This is a genomic window from Hymenobacter montanus, from assembly GCF_014699115.1.
Lineage (GTDB): Bacteria > Bacteroidota > Bacteroidia > Cytophagales > Hymenobacteraceae > Hymenobacter > Hymenobacter montanus.
This window is the reverse complement of sequence record NZ_JACXAD010000040.1, coordinates 1-23,339: the sequence shown is the minus strand read 5'-3', so window position 1 is coordinate 23,339 and position 23,339 is coordinate 1. Positions and strand designations below refer to the sequence as shown.

17 protein-coding genes are annotated in these 23,339 nt (G+C 60.9%); 11 read left to right on the top strand and 6 right to left on the bottom strand.

What is annotated here, in order from left to right; translation table 11 throughout:
* Positions 1 to 41: 41 nt before the first annotated feature.
* The gene (locus IC235_RS21515) at positions 42 to 503 is read right to left on the bottom strand and encodes a hypothetical protein (protein WP_191007279.1); all 462 of its coding nucleotides are present in this window, start codon (positions 501 to 503) and stop codon (positions 42 to 44) included.
* A 114-nt stretch (positions 504 to 617) separates the two neighbouring features.
* Between IC235_RS21515 and IC235_RS21510 the strand changes: the two genes are divergently transcribed.
* From IC235_RS21510 to IC235_RS21480, 7 genes are all read left to right on the top strand, one after another.
* Positions 618 to 1,190 carry an RNA polymerase sigma factor gene (locus tag IC235_RS21510; RefSeq protein WP_191007278.1) on the top strand — a complete coding sequence of 191 codons (573 nt, stop codon included), beginning with the start codon at positions 618 to 620 and terminating at the stop codon, positions 1,188 to 1,190.
* A 129-nt stretch (positions 1,191 to 1,319) separates the two neighbouring features.
* Positions 1,320 to 2,057 carry a hypothetical protein gene (locus IC235_RS21505; protein ID WP_191007277.1) on the top strand — a complete coding sequence of 246 codons (738 nt, stop codon included), beginning with the start codon at positions 1,320 to 1,322 and terminating at the stop codon, positions 2,055 to 2,057.
* Between the two features lie 146 nt (positions 2,058 to 2,203).
* Entirely contained in the window at positions 2,204 to 3,343 is a 1,140-nt protein-coding gene (locus IC235_RS21500; protein ID WP_191007276.1) for a hypothetical protein, read from the top strand.
* A gap of 388 nt (positions 3,344 to 3,731) precedes the next feature.
* On the top strand, positions 3,732 to 4,259 hold the full coding sequence (locus tag IC235_RS21495; RefSeq protein ID WP_317173634.1) for a PPC domain-containing DNA-binding protein: 528 nt from the start codon (positions 3,732 to 3,734) through the stop codon (positions 4,257 to 4,259).
* Between the two features lie 600 nt (positions 4,260 to 4,859).
* Complete coding sequence (locus IC235_RS21490; protein ID WP_223847475.1) at positions 4,860 to 6,713, top strand: DUF3857 domain-containing protein; 1,854 nt, start codon at positions 4,860 to 4,862, stop codon at positions 6,711 to 6,713.
* Positions 6,714 to 6,942: 229 nt separating this feature from the next.
* Positions 6,943 to 8,919: a DUF3857 domain-containing protein gene (locus tag IC235_RS21485; RefSeq protein ID WP_191007273.1), complete on the top strand. Its 1,977-nt coding sequence runs from the start codon at positions 6,943 to 6,945 to the stop codon at positions 8,917 to 8,919.
* A gap of 322 nt (positions 8,920 to 9,241) precedes the next feature.
* Entirely contained in the window at positions 9,242 to 9,736 is a 495-nt protein-coding gene (locus IC235_RS21480; protein WP_223847474.1) for a PaaI family thioesterase, read from the top strand.
* A 164-nt stretch (positions 9,737 to 9,900) separates the two neighbouring features.
* Here the strand turns inward: IC235_RS21480 and IC235_RS21475 are convergent, their stop codons facing one another.
* Positions 9,901 to 11,397: a DNA integrity scanning protein DisA nucleotide-binding domain protein gene (locus IC235_RS21475; RefSeq protein ID WP_191007272.1), complete on the bottom strand. Its 1,497-nt coding sequence runs from the start codon at positions 11,395 to 11,397 to the stop codon at positions 9,901 to 9,903.
* 207 nt (positions 11,398 to 11,604) lie between these two features.
* Positions 11,605 to 12,417 carry an energy transducer TonB gene (locus IC235_RS21470; RefSeq protein ID WP_191007271.1) on the bottom strand — a complete coding sequence of 271 codons (813 nt, stop codon included), beginning with the start codon at positions 12,415 to 12,417 and terminating at the stop codon, positions 11,605 to 11,607.
* A 160-nt stretch (positions 12,418 to 12,577) separates the two neighbouring features.
* Between IC235_RS21470 and IC235_RS21465 the strand changes: the two genes are divergently transcribed.
* The 4 genes from IC235_RS21465 (at position 12,578) to IC235_RS21450 (ending at position 16,456) form a co-directional block, all read left to right on the top strand.
* Positions 12,578 to 12,997: a RidA family protein gene (locus IC235_RS21465; RefSeq protein ID WP_191007270.1), complete on the top strand. Its 420-nt coding sequence runs from the start codon at positions 12,578 to 12,580 to the stop codon at positions 12,995 to 12,997.
* Between the two features lie 257 nt (positions 12,998 to 13,254).
* On the top strand, positions 13,255 to 14,829 hold the full coding sequence (locus tag IC235_RS21460; protein WP_191007269.1) for an FAD-dependent oxidoreductase: 1,575 nt from the start codon (positions 13,255 to 13,257) through the stop codon (positions 14,827 to 14,829).
* Between the two features lie 285 nt (positions 14,830 to 15,114).
* Positions 15,115 to 15,987 carry a cyanophycinase gene (locus IC235_RS21455; RefSeq protein WP_191007268.1) on the top strand — a complete coding sequence of 291 codons (873 nt, stop codon included), beginning with the start codon at positions 15,115 to 15,117 and terminating at the stop codon, positions 15,985 to 15,987.
* Positions 15,988 to 16,045: 58 nt separating this feature from the next.
* Positions 16,046 to 16,456 (top strand): hypothetical protein, encoded by a 411-nt coding sequence (locus tag IC235_RS21450; protein ID WP_191007267.1) that lies wholly within the window; start codon positions 16,046 to 16,048, stop codon positions 16,454 to 16,456.
* Positions 16,457 to 16,791: 335 nt separating this feature from the next.
* Here the strand turns inward: IC235_RS21450 and IC235_RS21445 are convergent, their stop codons facing one another.
* From IC235_RS21445 to IC235_RS21435, 3 genes are all read right to left on the bottom strand, one after another.
* Positions 16,792 to 20,226 (bottom strand): T9SS type A sorting domain-containing protein, encoded by a 3,435-nt coding sequence (locus tag IC235_RS21445; protein WP_191007266.1) that lies wholly within the window; start codon positions 20,224 to 20,226, stop codon positions 16,792 to 16,794.
* Positions 20,227 to 20,357: 131 nt separating this feature from the next.
* Entirely contained in the window at positions 20,358 to 21,680 is a 1,323-nt protein-coding gene (locus tag IC235_RS21440; RefSeq protein WP_191007265.1) for a hypothetical protein, read from the bottom strand.
* Between the two features lie 94 nt (positions 21,681 to 21,774).
* Positions 21,775 to 23,145 (bottom strand): hypothetical protein, encoded by a 1,371-nt coding sequence (locus IC235_RS21435; protein WP_191007264.1) that lies wholly within the window; start codon positions 23,143 to 23,145, stop codon positions 21,775 to 21,777.
* Positions 23,146 to 23,339: the final 194 nt, after the last annotated feature.

Below are 23,339 nucleotides of genomic sequence, written 5' to 3'. Positions count from 1 at the left end.
CAACGCCGCCCATGCCCGGTCACTGATTTCATCCAGATTGCTCACGAACCCAAAGATAATTGTCCGTACAGCCTAGGCCCCAGCCGGGTCACCACCTTATAATTGCGGCTTACAAAAACGGCACTAACGGTGTACTCTATCGCAGGGCTGCCATAGGGTATGTTCATTCGTATTGACCAAGTGGCTCTGCCTGCTGCGGGATTGGGATAAGCGCAGGTATAGAGCGTCAGATTTGACCGCTGCGGTGCGTTCAGGTCAAACTGCAGGTCTGGGAAGAGTGCTCGTTCCCGCTCGTTCCAGGTGGCATCAGCTTGCCAGTCGGTGGGGTCCTGTGGACCAGCGGGCCAGTTGTTGCCATCGCGATAGGTGATACCTTCACCTTCTCCAAAATCAATGGTTGGATTAGTCGCCGACTTGTGGCAAGCCACCAACATCGTGAGCAACAAGACAAGCGGTAAACGGTGTAGCATAAAATCAAGAATTAAAGAAATGTTTTTGAGCAAATGTAACTGGTAACTAAGTTTATCCTGGTGATAAACGTTTAGTTGGTGTGCAACCCCCTGGTGCGCTCCATAGTCCTTCGTTTGCTTAAGCCCCTTAACCCCGCCTTTCTCTGCATGGAAGCCGCCGTTGCCTACGTTGACATCAACGCGCCCTTAGTGGAGCGCTGCCGCCTGAACGACCGCCAGGCTCAGGCCGAAATCTACCGGCGTTACGCCAAAGCCATGTTCAACGTGGCGTTGCGGATTACCGGAGACTACGCCGAAGCGGAAGACGTGCTTCAGGAGTCTTTTCTGAGTGCTTTCCGCGAGTTGAGCGGCTATAAGGGCGACTCTTCATTCGGGGCGTGGCTTAAGCGCATTGTTGTGAACAAAAGCATCAACTGCTTGCGGCAGCGGCGGCTGGCGCTGGTGCCGCTGGGCGAGCAGCATCACGAAGAGCCGGCCGAAGCTACCGGGCCTTCGTATGAGGACCAGACCGATACTCACTACCGGGCCGACGTGCTGCGCCGTTGCATCCAGGAACTGCCCGATGGTTACCGTGTAGTGTTAAGCTTATACTTACTCGAAGGATATGACCACCTTGAAATTGCTAGCATCCTCGGCATCTCCGAGTCTACTTCCAAATCGCAGTACAGCCGGGCGCGGGTGCGGCTGCGAGAGTTGGCCGCCCAGCGCGGCCTGAGTTAATGAATTTTTATTCATCGCTCGTACTTTACTTAACGTCTTCCTGCCCTTCTTCTTTTTCACCGGGCCGTCGTCGCTGGACGGCGCCCGCCTGTTTAGAACCTGGACGAATCGTGCGTTCGCACCCCATTCATGGATACTCCAAAGAATAATTCGCTAGAAAACTTCGTCGAGCGGCACCGGGCCGATTTCGACACGCACGAGCCGCGCCCCGACCTGTGGGCCGCGATCGAGCAGCAACTGGCCGCGCCCGTTGCCCAGCCCACCCCCCCGGTGATGCGCTTGGCGGAAGCGGCACCCCCGCCCGCTGTGCGCGCCAGCTGGCTGCAGCAGTACGGCGTAGCGGCGGCCCTGGCGCTGCTGGTTTTTGCTGCCGGCGCCAGCGAGGCTTGGAAATCAAAAAACAACCAGCCAGAACTGGCCGACGTCGCACCGCAGCCCACCCTGGGTGCAGTGACGACGACCTCGGATGAAGCGTTGTACCAGGGAACCGAGCCGCTGGCCTTGACGGCTGCCGAGCATACGGCCGGGGCGGATAGCCAATTGGTGCGGGCCGTACGTGGCATGGAGTTTTACTACACCAACCAGTTGGCCCGCCGCCAAAACGAGCTGCGCCAGCTGAAAGGGCCCGGGGTGGCCGGGATGACGGCCGACTGGCAGCGGGAGCTGGTATCGCTCGATTCGAGCTACCGTAAGCTAAAGCAGGAGCTGCCCGGCCACCCGCAGCCCGACGCGGTGCTTACGGCCATGAACCGCAACCTGCAAATTCGCCTCGACATTTTAGACCAGCAATTACACCTAAGCACGGCTTCTAAAGCCGATCATGGCACAGGAGCGTACGTGCTGGCCGATAGCCGGCTTGCCGAATGAGCCCGCGCACGTCTTCTCGCAGCTGGCGAGGGTGGGGAATAGCCGGACTCGCCTTGGCTGTGCTGCTGGTGCTGGCTCCTGGAGCAACGTGGGCGCGAAATGCCCATACAGTGGGCAAGGCGCCCCGAACTTCCCTCCCGGTGCTGATGCCCCTGGCTCCCCGGGTGACGAAACCGTTGCCCGGGCCCGCGGAGCCATTGCTGCCGCAGGGGGAGCAAAACCCGTCGCAGCACCCATCAACCGACCAGCCTGATGATCAGGAAGACGCGGCACTGCAGGTGGAGCAGCGCCGTCGCGTAAGCCGGAGCTACGCCGTGCCCAAAGCCGGACGGGCATTTTCGCTGGACACGCGCTATGGGCGAGTCCAGATCAACCCGTGGAATAAGATGGAAATGAGGGTGGACGCTGAGCTGGTAGCGCGCGCCGAAACCGATGCCGACGCCCGCCGGGTACTGGAAGCCCTGGAGGTACAGTGGCTGGATTACGACGCCAAAACCGGTGGGGTGGCCGTAAGCACGAAATTCGGTCCGGCTCTGCGCGGTCGGGCCGGGGGCCGCCGCTACGAAGTGAATTACACCGTATGGCTGCCCCGAACTACGGCCTTGCGGGTTTATAACAGCTTTGGCGAAGTGACTTTGGCGGGCGACGTCCGCGGCACTACCGACTTAGCCGTGGAATACGGAGCCTTGCGCACCGGCCGCCTGGATGGGCCGCGCAACGTGGTTCGCATTGGTAATGGCGATTGCACCATTGCTTTTGCCGGCCACGCCAGCATCGAGGCCAGCTACGCTCGCCTGCACCTCAACGAGGGCAGCAGCGTGGACTTGCGCAACAACTTTTCCGACGTGGACATTGGAACCGTGCAGGACCTGACTGTGCATAGCAAGTATGGCGACGTGGCCCTGGGCACGGTGCGCAACCTGCGGGGCTCTTCGGGCTACTCGCGCTTTACCATCGACAAGCTCGACGAGGCCCTGGACATGGCCCTGCGCTATTGCCCCGACTTTGTGGTGCGCGATATGGGCGCCAATTTCCGGCAAGTCAACCTGGATGGTGGGTTTAGCTCCATCCGGCTGGGGTTTGCGGAGGCCCCCGGCTTTCGGTTCGACGTGAGCACCGAGCAAGGCCAACTGTTGGTTGACCGAAACTTTGTCCGGGTGCTTTCGCAGGAGAACGGACCCCGAACCAGCGACGTGCTCGGCGTGTTCGGGGGGGCGGTGCCCGCGCATAACTGTGGCAACGTGAATATTAAAGTGCGCTACGGCACGGTGCGATTCAGTAAATAATGCGAGTTGCGGCTAGGGCGTAGTGCGGCGACAGATTTGTATATCCAATAACAATACTGAAGTAAAGCCGCGTAGCGGTGACAGAGGCGTCAGGAGGTCTGTCACCGCTACGCGGCTTTCAATCGGTGGAAACACGGGTTGCTACAAACCTGTCGCCGCGCTGCGGCTTGGGCATACTTAAAGCTCTCCAGGGCTGTTGCTTGGCTCGCCTCTCCTAGGGCTTCGTGCATGAAGCGGGGGTGGGGGCTTGCCCCGCAGGGGTCAGGTGATGTTGCGAACTGCTTTAAGAAGCTGTTTACCGCAACGCTTGCCAGTTTAGCGCCCCTGAATGGTGACCCCTACGGTAGTGGGAGCGTATACCAATAGCTGGTGGGCCTTACCTTGCCACGTGCTTCGTTTATTGCTTCTTTGCCTGCTGGCTAGCCCGGCCCTGGCCCAAACTCCGGCTTCCGTGTCTGTCGCCCATACTTCCACCCTGCGAACGTATTCCTTGCGCCTGCGGCCGGGCGACGACTTGCGGCAGCAACTCACGGCCTTCGTGCAGGCGCACCACCTGCTGGCCGGCACCATGCTCACCTGCGTGGGCAGCCTCACGGAGGCCACGCTGCGGCTGGCCAACCAGGAAGGACCTACTGTGTACCGGGGGCATTTCGAAATCGTGTCTCTGGTCGGGACCCTCTCTACCAACGGCTCGCACCTGCACCTGGCGATTTCGGATAGCACGGGCCGCACCATTGGCGGGCATCTGCTCGACGGCTGCCGCGTGTACACCACCGCCGAAATCGTGCTGGGCGAGTTGCCGGCGCTGGAATTTCGACGCGAAACCGACCCCACTTTTGGTTATCAGGAACTGGTGGTACGGCCCGCCCCAGCCAATAAATCAGTGCAGAAGAGTGGTCCCAAGCCAGTGAGATGATGCGCACAAAATGGCGCACACTAGAGCGGTTTCGGGATCGGTGTACATAAGTTTGGCTCCCCTCTCCTGCGGCTTCGCGCATAAAGCGAACCGGGGTCGTACCCGGTAGGGCGGGCCCTACCGGGTACGACCCCGCAGGGGTCACGTGAGGCCAACGCGGGAACGACAACCGATACTGACTTCTAATGCCCACTACAGGGTAATGTAAGTCCAACAAGGACGGATTGCTGCCGGGAAAGTGCGGATTATATTGCTTTCCTTGGTTACAAATAGCATTCCATTGGTTGACTTGGTTCTGTGAGCAACCCAGGGTCGGAATGCAAGAAAACAGGGCCTTCAGTAGCCGTCGCGGGCGACAACCGAACCAGTGACCACCACCTGATTTTAAAACCAGTAGAGCGCCCTGGCCAGTGCCGGTGAGATGGAATGCGACCTAATACCGGGCGCAGGATACCAAAGCTTTTGAATAGTTGGTAACTTTAGTCCGATTATCGACTCACTGCCCTATTGTTAATGTATCAGCTTAGATTATTGTTGCCAGTATTTCTGCTTTTTGCCCTTGCCGCTGGGGCTCAGGCGCCCAGCCAGCTGGTAGTGGCCATGAAGAAGCAATACCCGGGCGAAAAAGCCGTGTACCTGGAAATGCGGCAGGACTTGACCGTGGAAATTCGTAACGACTCGGTACAGGTCCTCGCCCGCCACCATGCCGACATGCTGCACCTCGACGAGCAATCGGCCACCTACGCCAACGACCGGGTGTACAGCTCCCACTTCAACCGCCTGCAAAAGCTGGAAGCTCGCACCCTAGTGCCGAATGGTGAGAAGTTCAAAACGCTGAGGGTGAGTGAATTTAAGGATAAGTTCGAGATGCAGGCGGGGGTGTTTTTTGACGATACCCGCTCCACCTCCTTTTCTTTTCCGGCCATTACGCCCGGGGCCCGCACCGTTACCGACTATACCGTGCGCCACGTGGATGCCCGCTTCGTGATGCCCTTTTTCGTGGGCTCCTACGTGCCCGTGCGCCACGCGGAGCTCACCATCACGGCGCCCAAGGGCGTGCGCATCGGCTACAAAATCTTTCACGCCGACCCCGCGACCATTGCGTACACCAAGGAGGAAAAAGGCGGCCAGGTAATCTACCGCTGGACGGCCAACAACCTGCCCAGCCCGCCCCGCGACAACGACGCGCCCGAGGCCAGCTACTACCTGCCGCACATTGTGTTCTTTGTGCAGGAAGCTACCGTAAATGGGCAGCCGCGCAAGCTCCTGGCCGGTGTGCCGGAGCTGTACACGATGTACGCCGACTTCGTGCGGCGCATCGACCGCCAGCCCAGCCCGGGCCTGCAGCACCGCGTCGATTCGCTGGTGGCGGGCGCTCAAACTGAGGAGGAGAAAGTCCGCCGCGTATACTACTGGGTGCAGGACAACATCAAGTACATTGCCTTTGAGCAGGGCCTGCGCGGCTTTATTCCGCACGATGCCGGCTTGGTGTACGCCCGCCGTTACGGCGACTGTAAGGACATGGCTAACCTCACCAATGAAATGCTGCACCTGGCGGGCGTTAAAAACGCCTACCTGACCTGGGTGGGTACCCGCGACCTGCCCTACAAATACGCCGAGCTGGCCACGCCCGGGGTCGATAATCACATGATTGCCACCTACGAGCCCACGCCGGGGCAGTACGTGTTCCTCGACGCCACCAGCAAGCATACCCCCTACGGTATGCCCTCGGCCATGATTCAGGGCAAGGAAGGGCTACTGGGCCTGGACCCGCAGAGCAGCCGGGTGGTCGACATTCCGGCCGTGGATAAGGCCCGGAGCGGCCGCGACGACCGGTCGGTGCTCACCCTGGATGGCACCGTATTGCGCGGCACCGGCAAGCTCAGCCTGGCCGGCTACTCGAAAGTCGACCAGAGCTACGGCCTTGACGGGCTCGACCGAACCGACGAGCCCAAGTACGTGAAGGCCCTGTTGGAGCGCGGCAATAACAAGTTTTTTGTCGACCACTACAGCATCGCCAACCTCGACGTCCGCGACCAGCCCCTGAGCATCAGCTACGATTACCGCTTGCAGGACTACGTGCAGCAGGTCGACGACGAAGTGTACGTCAACCTGAGCCTGGAACGACCCTACGCCACCGACCGCATCGACGTAGCTACCCGCAAGCTGCCGCGCTACAACGAGTTTGCTCACACCGACCACACCCGTACCGAGTTGGTAGTGCCAGCCGGCTACGAAGTAAGCTACCTGCCCCCCAGCGCTCAGGCTCAGGGAGAGGCGCTGGGCTTCAAAGTGAGCTACGAGCGTCAGGGCAATAAAATCATCCAGGACCGGGAGCTGTACGTGAACTACCTGCTGCTGCAGCCCGCGCAATTCGGCGACTGGAACTCGGTGGTGACCAAGCTGGGCAATGCCTACCGGGAAGTAGTGATTTTGAAAAAAAAGAGGGCGTAATGCTGCCGCTGAATATTTAATCCAATCGTACTGAGCTGACGCCCGCTGCCGTCATGCCAGAAGGGGGAAGCCGCCGGTGTTGTCGTAGCGCAGCGCTCAGCCGGTCTGAAGAAAGTCACTGCCAGCTCGGCAGGTCTCCGCAATATAGGTCTTCAGCTCCTTTCGCCCGTTTTTTGGTGACTGAACCAATAAAGGGGCCCAAAAAACCAATCTAACAACTGACTACTACATGCGCTTCTTTTCGCTAGTATTTTTCCTGCTGATTGCTGCTGCCGCCGCGGCTCAAACGTTGCCGCCCGGCCTGGTTCACGCCGGCTACAACTGGGACGAGCAGCGCCGCCAGCGCCTACCCATCTCGGCCGAGGAGGAGGCGTTACCAGCCATCATTCTCCGGGATTTTACCAGTATAGAGTACTACTTCGACCAAAGCCGGAAGGACCTGCGCCTCTTTGCCACCGAGCACCGCATTGTGCGGGTAAACTCTTCCGATGGCATCGAGCGCTTCAATAAGATTGTGGTGCCGGTGCTCGAATCCGGCGCCGCGGTGGCCATCAAGGCCCGGACCATCAGCCCGCGGGGCGAGGTGCGCGAGGTGAAAGCTGCCGACATGAAGGAGCTGAAAGACCAGGGCGGGGGCCGTGGCTTCCGGGTGTTTGCCGTGGATGGCGTCGAGAAGGGCAGCGAGGTGGAGTACTACTACACCCGCGAACGGCCATTCAACCATTTCGGGAGCGAAATCTTGCAAAGCGAAATCGTAGCCCGGGACGTCACCTTCGAGTTGATTTCGCCGGAGTCGTTGACGTTTGAGGCCCGTGTGTACCACGGCCCGGCCGTGACGGTGGATACCACCCTGGCCCACCACCGCGTGCTGCGTCTCAGCCTGCCCCGCGTAGCGGCCCTGCGTGAGGAGGCGTTTGCCAACGTGCAGGCCCAACGCATGCGCGTGGAGTACAAGCTCGCCTACATGGCCAGCCGGGGGGCCGTGCGCCAATTCACCTGGGCCGATGCCAGTCAGTACGTGTACCGGACGATAATGGCTCTGAGCAAGGACGACGTGAAGGCCGTTGCCAAGGTGCTGGCCGCAGCCCGGCTGCCCACCGCCGGCCCTCTGCCCGAGCGCATTGCCGCCGCCGAGAATTACATCAAGCTCAACTTCAACCTGGAAGAGGGGGCCAGCCCCAGCCTGAGCCAGATGGTAGCTACGCGCAACGCCCCGGAGGCCGGCTTCAGCCGCCTCATGGCGGCAGTTTACCGCACCCTGGGCATCGACTTTGAACTGGTGGTGACCAGCGGCCGCGAAGCCGCGCCCTTCGACGGCAGCTTCGACACCTGGGACTACCTCGACCACTTTGCCCTGTACTTCCCGGCCACCGGCCAGTTTCTGGCGCCCGGCCGGCCCGAATACCGCTACGGCATGCTGCCGCCCGAATGGACGGCCAGCTCGGGCCTGTTTATTAAAGGTGTAGCGTTGGGCAATACGGAGGAGGCCGTAGGCAAAGTGAAGGAGATTCCGGCCCTCAGCGCCGAGCAGAGCCCGCACGACATCGATGTGACGGTGGCCTTCGCGCCCGACCTGAGTTCCTCCACCCTGCAGCTGCGGCAAACCCTGGGGGGCTACCCCGCGGTGCAAATTCAGCCGTACTGGAGCCAGATTCCGGAAGACAAGCGCACCGAGATTATGCAGCAACTGCAAAAATCCATCGTGCCCGATGCCAGCAACTTTCAAAAGCTGGGCGTGCGCAATGGGGAGCGCGGCTTGAGCCCCCTGACCAAGCCGTTCATCATCGAAAGCCAGCTCGAATCGGCCTCGCTGCTCGACAAAGCGGGCCCGCGCTACCTGTTTAAAATCGGCACCTTGCTGGGCCCCCAAACCGAGCTTTACCAGAAGGAGGAGCGTCAGTTCGACGTGGAAAATGACAATAACCGCCGCTACCTGCGCACCATCCGCTTCGAGGTACCCCCGGGCTATACCGTGCGCAACCTCAAAGACCTGAACGTCGACGTGAAGGCCGGTCCGGACGCGGCCAAGCCCGTGTTCGACTTTCGCTCGTCGTACGTGCAGAACGGCCAGACCGTAACCGTAACCGTGGCCGAAAACTACCGCCAGGTGTACTGGCCCAAGGCGGACTTTGAAGCCTTTCGGGCCGTGGTGAATGCCGCCGCCAACTTCAACAAGGTGGTGTTGGTGCTGGATAAAAAGGGATAAGTACTTTAGGAATTAAAAATTAAAAATGAAGAATTAAGAATCTGCTGGTCCATTTTTTAATTCTTCATTTTTAATTCCTTCTACGAGAAAACCGCTCTAGGTAATCGAATATATCAGAACATCACGCTCCTCTGGCGTCCGCTGGTCGAAGCCTCTCTCCCGCCTCGTTGAATAACGCTAGCCAAGCCGTAGAGCTGCTTCGACCAGCGGACGCCAGAGGAGCATGAGCGGCTTTTTCTGTACCGTTACTTTTGCCCGGCTACTTAAGGGCCGCCATCGGCGCTTGCTTGGTCTTCGGAGGGGGCCGCCGTATCTTCATGCTATGACTGTTACCGACTCGCCCCAGGCCGCCGCCTTTCGCCGCCAGGTTTTAAGCCCCCTGAAGCTGCGGCTGTTTATGCTGCAAAAGCTGCCCATGGCGTGGCTGGCGGGCCTGCGCCTTACCCAATTCACGCCGGAAGCGGCCACGGTTACGGTGCGGTTCAAGTACCTCACCCAAAACCCGTTCCGCAGCATCTATTTCGCCTGCCTGGCGATGGCGGCTGAACTGGCCAGCGGCATTCAGGCCATGATGCACGTGCAGGCCGGCGGGCCAGTGTCGATGCTCGTAGTGGGCGTGCAGGCCGACTTCACCAAAAAAGCCGTGGGGGTGATTTCCTTCACCTGCCCCGACGGCCCGCGCATTGCCCAGGCCATTGCCGAGAGCCGCGCCACCGGTGAAGGCCGCCTCGTGGAAGCCACCAGCACGGGCCTGGACGAGGCCGGCGACGTGGTCGCTACGTTCCGGTTCACTTGGTCGTTCCGAGCCAAGAAGTAGGAGAGAGGCCGTTTCCGGCTGGGCGAGTGCCCCATTATCGCCACGCAGGGCTTGCCACTTAAGTGCCTGTGTATAGGTAAGCGCCTATATCAGAACGCCATGCTTCGACAAGCTCAGCATATGATACCAGTACTTTTGATCGGCTACTACTTTTAACCAGCTACTTAATCCCGCACGGAGGTAATTACATCCACTAGACCGTCTTCGCTCACCACTACGGCCAGGCAGGGGTAGTCGGAGCTTTCCACGTAGCGCAGGGCCGAATTGTAGCGGGCGCCGCGGGTGCTGTCGCCCCGCCCCGAAGCGCGCCCATCCAGAATCACGCCGATGGAGTAGCAGTAGCCTTCCGGGTCGAGCAGCACGGCCCCGTCGATGCTGGTCACCAGCCGAGTAATGAGGGGCGTGAGTGGTACCGGCTCGATAAGCGTACACTGCAGCTTGAGGCGGTCGGCTTCGGCCAGGGCCTCGGTGGTGATGACCAGCAGGGTGCCGTGCTTCTGGCGGCTGGCTTCGAGCACTACTTCCCAGAGGCGCTCTACCTTGGCCGCATCGGTGAGGCCGAACGTGTGCTTGAGCGAACGCCGGAAGGCCGAGCGGCTGAGGCGGGTGCGCGGCAAGCCCGGCAGGCCGTAGTGCGAGCGGAGCAGCACGTGGCCGGCGTGTTGCAGGTCCCAGGCGTAGTGCGTCACGAAGTTGATGACGAATAAGTCTTCGCGCACGGCGTCGTAGTGGCCCACCTGGCGGCCCAGGGCGTACACGCTTTCGCCGTCGGCGAGCAAGTGCACGTCGGGAGTGGTCATTTCCAAAAGCTTGCGCACCGCCCGGTAGTCCGTCAGCTCAGTGGGGCAGGTAAGGGCAAACAGCTCTTCAATGTTGGGATGGCCACGGCGGGCCAGCAGCATTTTGCCCACGCCCTCGGCGCCCTCGTAACGCAGGCTGCTGATGGTGTTGCAGGTGGCAAACAGCTTGGTGGTGGCCGGGTCGAGGCCCAGGGCCTGGGCGGGGGTGTCGAGCAGAGCCTTGCCGGCTGCCCGCAGCAATTCCTCGCTTTCGCGGGGCCGGGTGAAAATGTTGGCGCCCGGCTCGGGCTCGGTCAGGGCTTTCACGCCTTCTTCGTTGAAGCGATACATGGCCGCCACGAGCAGGGACGGGGCTAGGGGCCGGCCGTCGGTATAAAAGCGGTGGGGACGCAGCGAAGGGTAGGCGCGCAGGGGCTTGCGCTGTAAGCGCAGAATTGTTACCACGAAATGGTCCTGGATTGGAATCGGCCAGCCGGCAAAGTGCTCGTGCGTGCTGTGTTCATCCAGGGCATTGAGGGTTTGCTGCACGGCATCGCGCACGCCCAGGCCCTCGTGCTTGCGCCGCACCGTGGTCGGGCTCACGTCGTCGCGCTCGGGGTAAGGCCAGGGGGTGGTGTGTTGAAGAATGCGGCCCCGGGCCACCGCGTCGGAGAACGGCTCCGGCGGGAGGCCGCAGTCCTCGGGCTCAAGGCAGCGGGCGGGCTGAGTAGGGTCTTTGGGCAGGGCCAGCAGTACCACAAAGGGCTGCAAGTCGTCGTCGAGGGCGTCGAACAGGTCCTGAGCCAGCGCCTGGGCGGCTTGGCGGTAGCGGTGCTGATGGGGCCAGAGGGTAACGGAAGCGGGAGTGAGCGTGGACGGCATGGGTGACGAAAAAACAACGAGAAGAACAAAATTCTCCCTTGAATAAGCGCAGGGTTGAAACCAGGATGGCACCCTTGGATAGCTCGCATCGGACAGGCAAAGCTGGCGGAGCATGCGAGCGGGATTGTACTACTATATAATAAATTTATATACAGCGTGTTGACATGATATTGCTAAGTAAAAAGAGCCGTTGGTGGTTGCAGTACGCTACAGCTGAAATAGCACGGGTAGCATCATCTTTTGCTTTATGGGCTTGCCCTGAAACGTGGCGGGCTCCCATTTGGGGGCGGTTCTAATGAGGCGCAGGGCTTCCTCATCCAAGCCGGAGCCCATCTTTTTTACGACGCGGGCATCGGTCAGGCTGCCGTTGGGCTGAACAACAAACTCGACCAGTACCTTGCCCTGAATCTTGCGCTGGCGGGCCAGCGCGGGGTACTGCTGGTTTTTCTCAATCCAATCGAAGAAGGCCTGGGTGCCGCCCACGGGCTGGGTGGGGCGGTCGGGCGCTACCACGGCCGGGCGGTTTGGGTTGGCCGAGGCGGCAATGTCGGCGGCGGAGGTGGTTATTGGCCGCTCCTTGCCCGACCGCACCCCCACTTCGCTGCCCGGCGACAGCACGAAGGACACCGGAATCACTACCCGCTGACGCACCACTTGGCCGTGGTGCTTGGCGGGCGTCCATTTGGGCCCACTCTTGATAAGGCGGGTGGCTTCGGCGTCGAGGGCAGGTGCTACCGGCGTTTCTACTTTTACCTCGTTCACGGTCCCGGTTTTTTCTACCACGAAGCTCACCTTCACGGTGCCCTGAATGCCTTGCTGCATGGCGGCGGCCGGATATTGCTGGTGCTCGGCCAGGAACCGGGCGTATTGCTCGGTGCCCCCGAGCGGCACCGCCGGCTGACCTACGGAGTCGTACACCTGAGTGGCCGAGGGCTTGGGGGGCATCTTGAGCTTCTGGGCGGAAGCGCTGGGGCTCCATAGAATGAACAAGCCAAGCAACAAAAGCAGCGGGAACTTCATGGATGTAGATTATGCGTGGGGTTGGATGAAATAAGAGATAGACTCGTAAAGAACGCTAAGCAGGACCTTGCGTGCCTAAAATACGGTGCCCGTACCACCACAATCAATAGGGCTAACGTTCTTTGACCCGCTTTACTTTCATCGCTTGCTATTCTTTTTCATGACTGAGCAACCTTCGCGGGCGCCCGAGCCCGTTGGCGCCTACCCTTACACCCGCCGGGTGGGTAATCTGCTGTTTCTTTCCGGGGTCGGCCCTCGGCAGCGTGGCCAGCAGGGTATCCCCGGCGTCGAACTCGACGACGAGGGCAACGTCCGGCGCTACGACTTCGCCAGCCAGTGCCACGCCGTATTTCAAAACGTGCGCTACATTTTGGAAGAAGCCGGCGCCCGGTGGGACGACCTGGTGGACGTAACCGTCTTTCTCACGAACATGAAGGACGACTTCCCGGTGTACAACCGCCTGTACGCGGAGTATTTCGCCACCGCTCAGCCCTGCCGCACCACCCTGGAAATTAATTGCCTGCCTACACCGATTGCCATCGAGCTAAAGTGCATCGCGGCGATCTCCGAGGAAAGGTGATGGGCGACATACTGGTAATGAAGTGCTGAAGTAATAAAGTCAGCAGAAAGGGAAATGTGGGAGCTCGGTCTGCCCGGGCTTCCGGCATTGCTCAATCGTGCGGCTACCCTGCTTCCTGCTGGGTGCAGATGCTCTTGCTCGCTCTGGCTAATGCTGGGAGAGGCTTTATCGTTCGTAGAAAACAGGCTCAATCCAACGCAAACTTGTAATTGGGCGTAATGAAACGGAAAGCTCCTTCTATTCTTTCCCACTCCGTTATGCCTGATAAACTTCCTAATCCTGATCGTACCTCTGGTCTCACCATCAGCTCCTGGTTTGGCACGGCCCCGGGCCTGCCGACCTTCGAGCCCTTAACCAAAAAGGCCACCGTTGACGTCGTCGTCGTGGGCGGGGGCATTGCCGGCCTGACCACGGCTTACCTCTTGAGCAAGGAAGGTCGCAAGGTGCTGCTGCTGGAAGACGGCGAGCTGGCCAGCGGCGAATCCGGCCGTACTACGGCGCACTTGTCCTACGCCCTCGACGATGAGTACACCACCCTCGAAAACCTGTTCGGGCAGGAAGGCGCGCGGCTGGCCGGCGAAAGCCACTCGGCCGCCATCGACAAGATTGAGGAGATTGTGCGCACCGAGGGCATTGACTGCGATTTCACTCGGCTTGATGGCTATCTGTTCTTGCACCCCGATGGCACCCACGACGACCTGATTGCCGAGCGCGACGCCGCCCACCGTGCCGACCTGGGGGAAGTGGAGTGGCTGCCCCAGGCCGACGTGCGGGGCTTCGCCCCCGGGGAGTGCCTGCGCTGGCCCAACCTGGGCCAGTTTCATATCCTGAAATACCTGGCGGGCCTGGCCGAGGCCATCACGCGGCAGGGCGGGCGCATCTGCACCCGTACGCACGTGAGTGAGATTCACGGCGGGGCGGAGGCCCGGGTAGTGACGGCCGAGGGCGTGGAAGTACGCGCCCGGAAAGGAATTGTCGTAGCCACCAACACCCCCTTCAACGACCGGGTGGTGATGCACACCAAGCAGCATCCGTACCGCACCTACGTGGTGGCGGCCCGGGTGCCCAAAGGCTCGGTAACCAAGGCGCTGTACTGGGACATGGCTGATCCCTACCACTACGTGCGCATTCAGGAAGTGACGGCCGGCCCCCGCGGCGGCCAACCCACTTACGACTTGCTCATCGTGGGCGGCGAAGACCACAAAACCGGCCAGTCCGACGACCCCGAAGCCCACCTGCGCTGCCTGGAAGAGTGGACCCGGGACCGGTTTCCGATGGTTAAGGACTTCGAGTATAAATGGTCGGGCCAGGTGATGGAGCCCACCGACGGCCTGGCCTACGCCGGCCGCAACCCGCTCGACTCGGACAATGTGTTCATCATCACCGGCGACTCAGGCCACGGCATGACCCACGGCACCCTGGGGCCGATAATTATCACCGACCTCATCCAGGGCCGCGACAACCCCTGGGCCAAGCTCTACGACCCCGGCCGCATCACGATCAAGCGCGAAAGCGCGCAGGAGTACATCAAGGAAAACGTGAACGTGGCCCTCGAGTACACCGACCTGCTGACGGGCGGCGACGTGAGCTCGGCCGAGGAGATTCCGGTGGGGGAGGGGGCCGTGCTGCGCCGCGGCTTGCTCAAAGTGGCCGTGTACAAAGACGAAAAAGGCGTCACGCACGAATGCTCGGCCATTTGCCCGCACCTGCACTGCGTAGTGCACTGGAACGGCTTAGAGAAAAGCTGGGACTGCCCCTGCCACGGCTCGCGCTTCACCGCCCTCGGGGAGCTGCTCAACGGCCCCGCCAACATGAACCTGCCCCCGGTCTAGGCTAAACTACGGAGCTGCTTCTACAGCCGTCGGGAGCCAGAATAGCCAAGAGGTTCCACAGACGCATCGGTCAGGGCAGCTAACTCCGGGGTGACTCCGTAAGAGCTGTCCGGTGAACAGAGCGGCCACCTGTTCCGCCCGGCGGCTCGTGGTCCCGGCTCGTTCATTCCCGTTTGGCGCAGGCTATTGCATGCGTTACGAGTCTGGGGGCAGTCCCTTCGGCTTCTTACTTCTTGTCGCCCTTCAAGGGGCAAATTATTTCGTTTAGCGCTGCTTATCTCACCCATGCCCAACCGTAAAAAATCCCCACCGCCCGCTGCGTGCCCGCCACCCCGCGGAACGCTAATTGCCATTGGGGGCCACGAAGACAAGTCTCTACCCTCTAAAGCCAATCCGGCGGACGAGTATGCTCCTAATGCCATCCTGCGGCGCTTCGTGGCGGAGCTGCGCGGCAAAGGTCCCGTGCTGGTCGTGCCCGTCGCTTCGGAAGAACCCACCGAAGCGGCTAAGCCGTACGTGGAGGTGTTCGGGGCGCTGGGCGTGAAGCGCGTGGAGGTATTCGACGTGCGCGAGCGGGGCCAGGGACAAGACGAGGCCGCGCTGCAACTGCTGAACGAGGCGTCGGGCATCCTGTTCACGGGGGGCGACCAACTGCGGCTAACGGCCCTGCTCGGCGGTACGGCGTGGCTGCGCCGCCTCAAGGAGCGCTACACCCACGAGGCCATCGTAGTGGCCGGCACCAGCGCCGGGGCCGCCGCCATGAGCACACCCATGATTTACCAGGGCCGCGACAACCAGGGTATGCTGAAAGATGAAATCCACGTAACCACCGGCCTGGAGCTGATGCACGAGGTAGCGATTGACACGCACTTCGTGGCCCGTGGCCGCATCATCCGCATGGCCCAGATTATCGCTACTAACCCTGGCTGCGTTGGGCTGGGCCTGGAAGAAGACACCGGCGTGGTCGTTACCGACGGCCGCGAGCTTGAAGTTATCGGCAGCGGCGTGGCGACCGTGGTCGATGGGCACGCCGCCACCGCTAGCACTATTCACCTCATCGAGCCCGGTGAGCCTTTCAGCATTCGCGACCTGCGCGTGAGCATCCTTAGCTGCGGCCAGCGCTACACGCTGGGGGTGCAGGAGGACCTGCACAAGTAAAAAGCGCCGGTTCCTCCCGGAGTATCATTGCATCCCCTTCACCCTGAATTTGTTGGCTATGCCCGCCCTTTACCTGGACATCGATGGAGTACTATTGACCAGGAAACAACAGATGCCCGAAGGGGTAGTAGCCTTTTTAAACTTTGCCCTGGCCCACTTCGATTGCTATTGGCTAACCACTCACTGCAAGGGCAATGCCCAAACCGCGCTGCGGTACTTGGCTGCCACTTACCCGGCCGCAGAGATAGAGAAGTTACGGTCGGTAAAGCCCACTGATTGGGATGCCCTGAAGACGGAAGGCATTGTCCTGACCAATGATTTTTATTGGGTAGATGACTATGCATTCGAAGCAGAGAAAAACATTCTCAAGGCTTGTGGCAAGTTGGATAGGCTGATAATGTGCGATTTAAATCAAGTAATGGAGTTGGCCAAAATACGCGACTTTCTGCAAGAACGATTAGCTAAATAAACCAATCTGCAATCCGCTACGTGCCCTGCCGTTTTAGCGCCATACTCCGTTCCGTGTCCCTTACTGGTAGCTCTCTCCCGTGGCTTCGCGCACAAAGCTCGTTAAGTAAGACTGCTACTGGGGGACCTCACGTGCCTCAGTAGCAGTCTTACTTAACGAGCCTTGTATGTTACTTGCCGCATTACCCGCACGGAGGCATAAACCAGCAAACTCGCAGCTTGCACTACTTCTTTATCAGGTAACCTTTCTCCGGCGGGGTACGCACGACACTGGCCATCTTACTGCCCGCACTGCTGCTGGCCTAGTGCGGGCAGTTCGAAGTGGGCCTATTAGCCTTACGGCAGCTTGACGAGCTTGTGGCGCTGCTCATAGCCGTGTTTGCCCCGCACGATGAGCAGGTACAGGCCGGCGGTCACTCCCTCACTACGCACGGTGAGCTGTTGCCAGCCCGCCGCCTGCTTTTGCCCCTTTAGCAGGGATAGCGCCCGGCTGCCATTGATGGGTTGTAGCAGCACACTCACCTCATCGGCCTGGGGCAGCTCATACGCTAGGGTAAAGGAGCCCCCGACGGGGTTAGGATAAACCTCAAGGAGGGGGGACTCCCGTAGCGGTTGCCCGGCAGTTGACCGCAGGGCGACGGGGCGGGGGCGAGCGTTCGGGTCAGCGGGAAGGATGTGGATCTTGAGCGGCTTGTGGTCTTCGAGCACGGTGCCATCCTTTAAGTAAGCGCGCGGCTTGAACACGTACGTGCGGTTTTCTGTCGGCGTCCAGGTCGTGTAAAAGCCATCGACTATGGGGTTTACCTGGCGTTCTGGCGCAATGTTAAGCCACAGCGGAACAACGACTCCATCCATTAAAAATTCAACCCGGTCCAGTTTTTCAATGATCTTTGACTTATCCTGCGGGTCGATGTTCAACTTGTTTCCGTAGACGTCTTTAGGGCTTATTTCTACCAGCGCACCTAAATTAAGCTCCTTGTTTATCCCATCCGGTATTGGGTAGTTCTCCTCGAACGAGTAAGCGTAGCCGGGCGCGGTGTGTCGGATAATAATATTATCCGGATTGTTGTCGAGATAGAGAATGGGGTACTTCGCGGTGCTGGTGCCTTCGTAAGGACGGCTTTGGTGAGAAGCAACTACTTTGATGCGTTCATTAGCCCCCAGGGACCGGCCTAGGTTGAAGCAGATCAACCCATACGCATCGGTCGACCAGCTATTGACGCCCCCGTTCAACAAGGGCGTTTCGGCGTCGCCCGCAACTAAGAACGCCTGGATCCCGCTTTGGTTGAGCAGCAACTCGCCCCACTTTTCGGCCACGAACAGGCAGGGCGTCGCCGGGGGCATCGCCGGCCACTTCTCGCCGTAGGCAATAGCATTCAGCCGAGCTCGGATCACATCCCTACTTTCTATGACAGTGGCCGGGTCGATAGTAAAAGTCGACTGCTTTACGGGCTCCGTGCCCGTCGCTTGAATCGGGCCAATCACCAAGACTTCCTGTTCGGGAAGCTCGGCATTCGGCGATTTTACGGTGAACTCCGGATCGATTTCCAACTGCATAATGACCCCCTCTTTAAGCGATTGACCAGAATAGGTGTTGAAAGTATTCAAGGCAAAATCGGCCGCTACGACATAAGAAAGGGACCAGGACGTGAAAATGCTGAAGTTCGTGCCTGTAATGTTATGGCGGGCCGGGCTGGCATGGGCCCCTACCTGCCCCCACCCTCTCGGCGTTACACGCCCTTGCTGGGCCTCGGCGTACAGATTGGAGTAGAAGTTGACCCCCCGGTACAAGAGGAGCTTGTTGGTGATGGTGACGTCTTCCTGCCCCGAGGCCAGCACCGTTTCCCCACCCGACTCGGCGCTACTGCTCGTCGCCCCTGCAACACGGCCCGCCGGCCGACGGCCGCGGCCCGTACCAGCGTAGGTGCCGGCATACACTTTGGCCTCCATGTTGACCGGGTAGTGGCCATCGGCCCCAAACGCATAGCCCGGCTGACTCGTGGTCACGTAAAAGCGCAGCTGGGTTTTAGTGAGCGGCACGCGCAAGGTCGGCTGCGGATTCTCCAGCCCCCCCGTCTCGGACAAGCCCGTGCTGAACAAGAGGTTGTCATACGCGCTGCTGAGCTCGAGCTCCCCGCCGGGGCGCTCCACCTCAATCACCCCGGGCAGGATGCCCCCGATCGTGACGTTATCGTCCCGGTCGTCCTCCGTGCCAAAGAGCTTGATGGCCACCCGGCCCGGGTCCTGGCACGACTCGTCCTGCGGGGTGCACGCGGCCGCGGCGGCCAGGTCCAGGAGCATGTATTTTGGATCGCGGTCCTGGTACTTCTGGGCGGCCGCCTGCTGGAGCACGCCCGGACCGAACCGGTTCGCCAACTGGGGGTGGGTGTTGACGATCAGCGTCACGCCCTTGGTCTGCAACTGGTCCCGCAGTTGCGTGGCCGTGACGACCGGCCCGTGGGTGACGTCGAAGTTCTCGAACTCGTCGGAGTTGTTGAGCACGACGATCACGCGTTTGACGCCCGGTTCGGGCGCGGCCCCGTAGTAGGTGTCCAGATACGAGCGCAGGATGAAGGCCCCGTTTTGGGGCGGGATCAGGTTCTGGCCCTGCTCGATGGCCAGCTTGGCCGCCACCTTTCGTTTGAGGTCGGCCAGATCGGTCTGCTGCAGATTGGCGTGCTGATTCGAGCCCGCCTGGCCGGCCCCGACCAGGTAGTAGTTGTAGGGCTCGCCGGTGGATTGGTTGCTTTGCTGGCCCCCGGCCACAAGCACGCGCACGCGCTTGCAGGAGGTCTGCCGGGCTTCTTGCAGCAGCTGAGCCAGTTCGTCAAGGTTGTTGTTGACCAGCTGGGGCAGGTCCTGCTGGACGAGGGAATTATACTTGAAGTAGGCCCCATTAACGACGAAGGTCACGTCCAGCCGGCAGGGGTGCTCCTGCAGCCGGTTCAGGGCTGGGATGACCAGGCGCTTGATGTTGTTGAAAGGATCGCGCAGGTCCTGGCCCGGTGTCTGATAGAGGGGCACCATCGGCGGGGCCCCCACCGGCGGGGCCCCCACCGGCGGGGCCCCCACCGGTGGGGCCATCGGCAGCAGGGCGGTGCGAATCTCGGGGCTGGTGACGATCTGGCGGAAGGTGACGTTGTCGAGCGTCCAGCCCGTGTACTGGGTCGAGCAATCGCTCTGCAGGGCGAACTTGACGCGCACGCGCCGGTGCCAGAGGGCCGGGTCGCGCAGGCTCAGATAGGTGAGGCGCGAGCCCGGGCTCTGGCCCGTGCGCTGGCTGAGCAGGGTCCACGGGCTCCAGCTCTGGTCGGCCAGCTCGTGCTGCAGATAGACCGAGCCCACGTCGTATCCGGTCTCGAGGGCGTAGCGCTCGTCGAAGTAGAGGGCGAACCCCATCAGAGCGCGGGCGCGGTCAGCCAGGGTGGTGTCCAGCCGGAAGGGCTCGCTCACCAGCTCCGAGAGCTGGTCGGCTTGATATGGGCCCGTGCTGGCTTGGCCGTTGGCGATGCGCCAGCTGCCGGAAGGGGTGAAAGCCAGCCCGCTGCCCTGGAAGTCGGTGAGGCTGCCGCCGGTGAACTGTTCGTAGGGAGCCAGCACGGTCTGCGGGGCCGGGCGCGAGGCCAGGCGCAGCTCTTTGGGCAAGGGCAGCTCGCGCAAACTGCGGATCGGCACGGGTTGGGACCTGCTGGGCGGGCAGGCCACGAACAGCAATAGCAGCGCCAGCAGCAGGTGCCCGGCGCGAAGGGATACTTGTCTTGTGGTGGTCATGGAGTGTAGAAAAAGAGGGAGAAGGTGGGAAGCTGGACGTCCCTGCCAGCGGCATGGGGCACGCCAACGCCGCGTTTGGCGGGGGCGCTGGCCCTGGGGCCGGCGGTGGGAGAGGAAGAATAGAAAAGGGACTACCGTGCCCGCTGCCGCAGGGCCCACCGACGGGGTTGCGGCTCAGCCAGAGGGTCAGGGCGTTGCCCGGGCGCCGTGGGTAAGTGACCCGCTCGGATGTCCGGTGCTGCCAGGCTCGGAGCCGCACGTGAAGGCCGGGACGCGGGCGGACTGCCGAAAGTCAGCGGGGCGAGCGCGCCCCCCAGCAAGCCGGCTTGGGAGCCGAAGGTGCGGCGGCACTGGTAGAGGTGGCGCAGCGTGTCGTCTTTGGTGCCGTTGGGCAGGGGCGTGTTGCGCACGTACAGGCCGTAATAGGTCGTGTCCTGCCCCGCAGCGGGCGCCGCTTCCTGCAAGAAGTAGAAGCCCCTGGCATCAGTCACCTGCAAGGCCGGGGGCAGGGGCGCGCGCCCGCCCCCGAAGGTGCGCACCGTGCCGCGCAGTTGGGGTCGCGGGGCCAAGCTATCGAGGCCGCCGGCGGTGAGGATGGGTTGCCAGAGCAGGCGGAAGGGCTTGCCGTCGGCCTGGGCCGTGCCGTCGGCCTTCTGGAGTGCCAGACCCGTTAACGTGCGTAGGTTGTCGAGCAGCACCGCGCCCAGAGGGTATAGATCATAATCACCGGTAGGGATGGAAACAGAAGCCTCAAATACCAAACGCGAGATATTGGTGGTGGGGGTGAAGGTCACCGTATCGGTTTGCCAGGTGGTGCGGTTCATGGGAACGACCTTGCTCCATAAGCGGGTGCCGGGGGCTACCCCGGTGTCGATGAACTGTGTGCTGGTGCAGGCTTCCGTACTACCCTTAACCTGTAACGTGATGGGGACTTCAGGATTCAGGTTGTCCCATGGCAGATACTTGGGGGCATAAGCCACATCAATCAGAAACCGGTAGGTGACGCCCGCTTTCAGCGGCACGCGTAAGTTCTGGCCGAAGTAAGCGTTGTTACCATAGAAAGCTAAAAGCCCTATATAAGACTGGCCATCGGCGGGCGCCATGTTGCTGCCGAACCCATCCCAGGGTAATATATTAGGCCCCGTCGAGCAAAAGCTCCAATCGATGAGACCGGGGTCATAGATGCTCCAATAATCTGGGCTCGCTCCCTCGAAGGAGGGATTGACGAAGAGGGAGTCTTTTCGGAATTCGGGGATGGTTGCGCCGGCCGCCGTTTTGCTAGTAGCGGCCCTTGGAAAGGATAGTTGATCTCTCGGAGAGATTACTGATTTAGCCCCGATTGGGCGAACTGGATGAGAAGGCGCTTGTTGGGCCCCGCTGGGCCAACTAGCCAGTAGCAGCAGGGCCAGCAGTAGGCCCCCGGCGGGGGCCAAGGGTAATGATCTAGTTGTCATGCGTGATAGAAAAGGATGGAGGAACGGAGGGCAGGCACTACCATCGCCGCCGGCCTATAGTCACTCGACACGTGGTGGGACCTGATAAAAGCGGCTAGTGTTCCCCTTGCCGTGGGGCGGGCAGGGCCGGCCGGGGCCCGGTAAGGGGGCCAGCCGGTCGCTGAGGTGCATTGGGGAAGTGGCCCGTGCGGACGGCAGCGGAGCGGGGTGCCGGGGCCGCTCTGTCGGCAGGCGCAACACTTGGGGCTGTGTACGGGCTGCCCAGGGCCAGCGGAGCGAGCGAGTCGCCCAGCAGGCCGGCCTGGGAGCCAAAGGTGCGGCGGCACTGGTAGAGGTGGCGCAAGGTGTCGTCTTTGACGCCGTTGGGCAGGGGCGTGTTGCGCACGTACAGCCCGTAGTAGAGCGTGTCTTGCCCGGCGGCGGGGGTGGCTTCCTGGAAGAAATAGAAGCCCCTGGCATCGGTTACCCGCAGGTTCGCCGGCAGCGGTACCCGCCCGCCCTGGAAGGTGCGCACGGTGCCGCGCAACTGAGGCTGGGCCAGACTGTCCAGGTCGCCGGCGCTAAGGATGGGTTGCCAGAGCAAGTGGAAGGGCTTGCCCGCAGCTTGAGCCGTGCCGTCGGTCTTCTGCAGCACTAGGCCTGTCAACGTGCGCAGATTATCAAGTAGCACCGTGCCTTGGGTACCAGGTAGGTAAACATAATAATCAATAGGGTTAGGGATATTCACATACCTAGTGCCAGTGACTTCAAATTCTAAGCGGGCCACATCGGTAGTAGGCGTGATGATTACCGTATCGGTTTGCCAACTGATGCGGGTCGTAGGAATGACCTTACTCCACAAGGGGGCACCAGGAGCTGGTTGGTATCTGTATGGTTCACTGCACACTTGTGGGCTACCTTTAACCTGCAAGGTGATGGGGACTTCAGCACTCTCCGGATCCTTATACTGTGGTCGAAAGTTATGGGCATAGGCCACGTCAACTAAAAAGGTATAAGTAACGCCGGCCTTCAGGGGCGTGCGTAAGTTTTGGCCGAAGAACCCACTGTAACCAACAGCAGAATTGAGCCCTACATAAGCTTGGCCATCGGCGGGCGTCATGCTGCTACCAGTGTGGGTGGGTTGGTTGGCGGCTTTGGGCATGAGATATGCTGACCAGGCGCAAAAATTCCATCCGACGAGAGGGGGATTCATGCCGTTGAAATTTTCTACAGGAGGGGTCACTCCTTCGAAGGAGGGATTGATAAAGAGAGCATCTTTTTGAAATTCGGTAGTGGTCGTTTGAGACGAGAGGTTGCGAGTGGTGGCGTGAAGGGGCGAGACCTGGAATGTGAAGGGAGTTGTGAGGTTAGCACTAGCTAAGCGGGGCGGTTGTTGAGCCTTGCTGGGCCAGCAGGCCAGCAGAAGCAGGGGTGGGGCCAGTAAGAGGTGCCAGGTGCGGTCGAAGGGCAGCAGAATTGTTTTCATGGTTAAGCAAGAGGAATGGAGGAAAGCTGCGTAGCCCCTGCCCGCGGCGCGGGGCTGGTGGGCTTTGGACCTGGCAGGCAGTCTGGCTGCCGGATAGCCGGCGGTGGAAGAATAAAAGCGACTAGGTTGTACGGACAATTAACGAAGCCATAACAGGGCTGAGACGAAATGCACCATTCCCAAGAAGCTGGTGG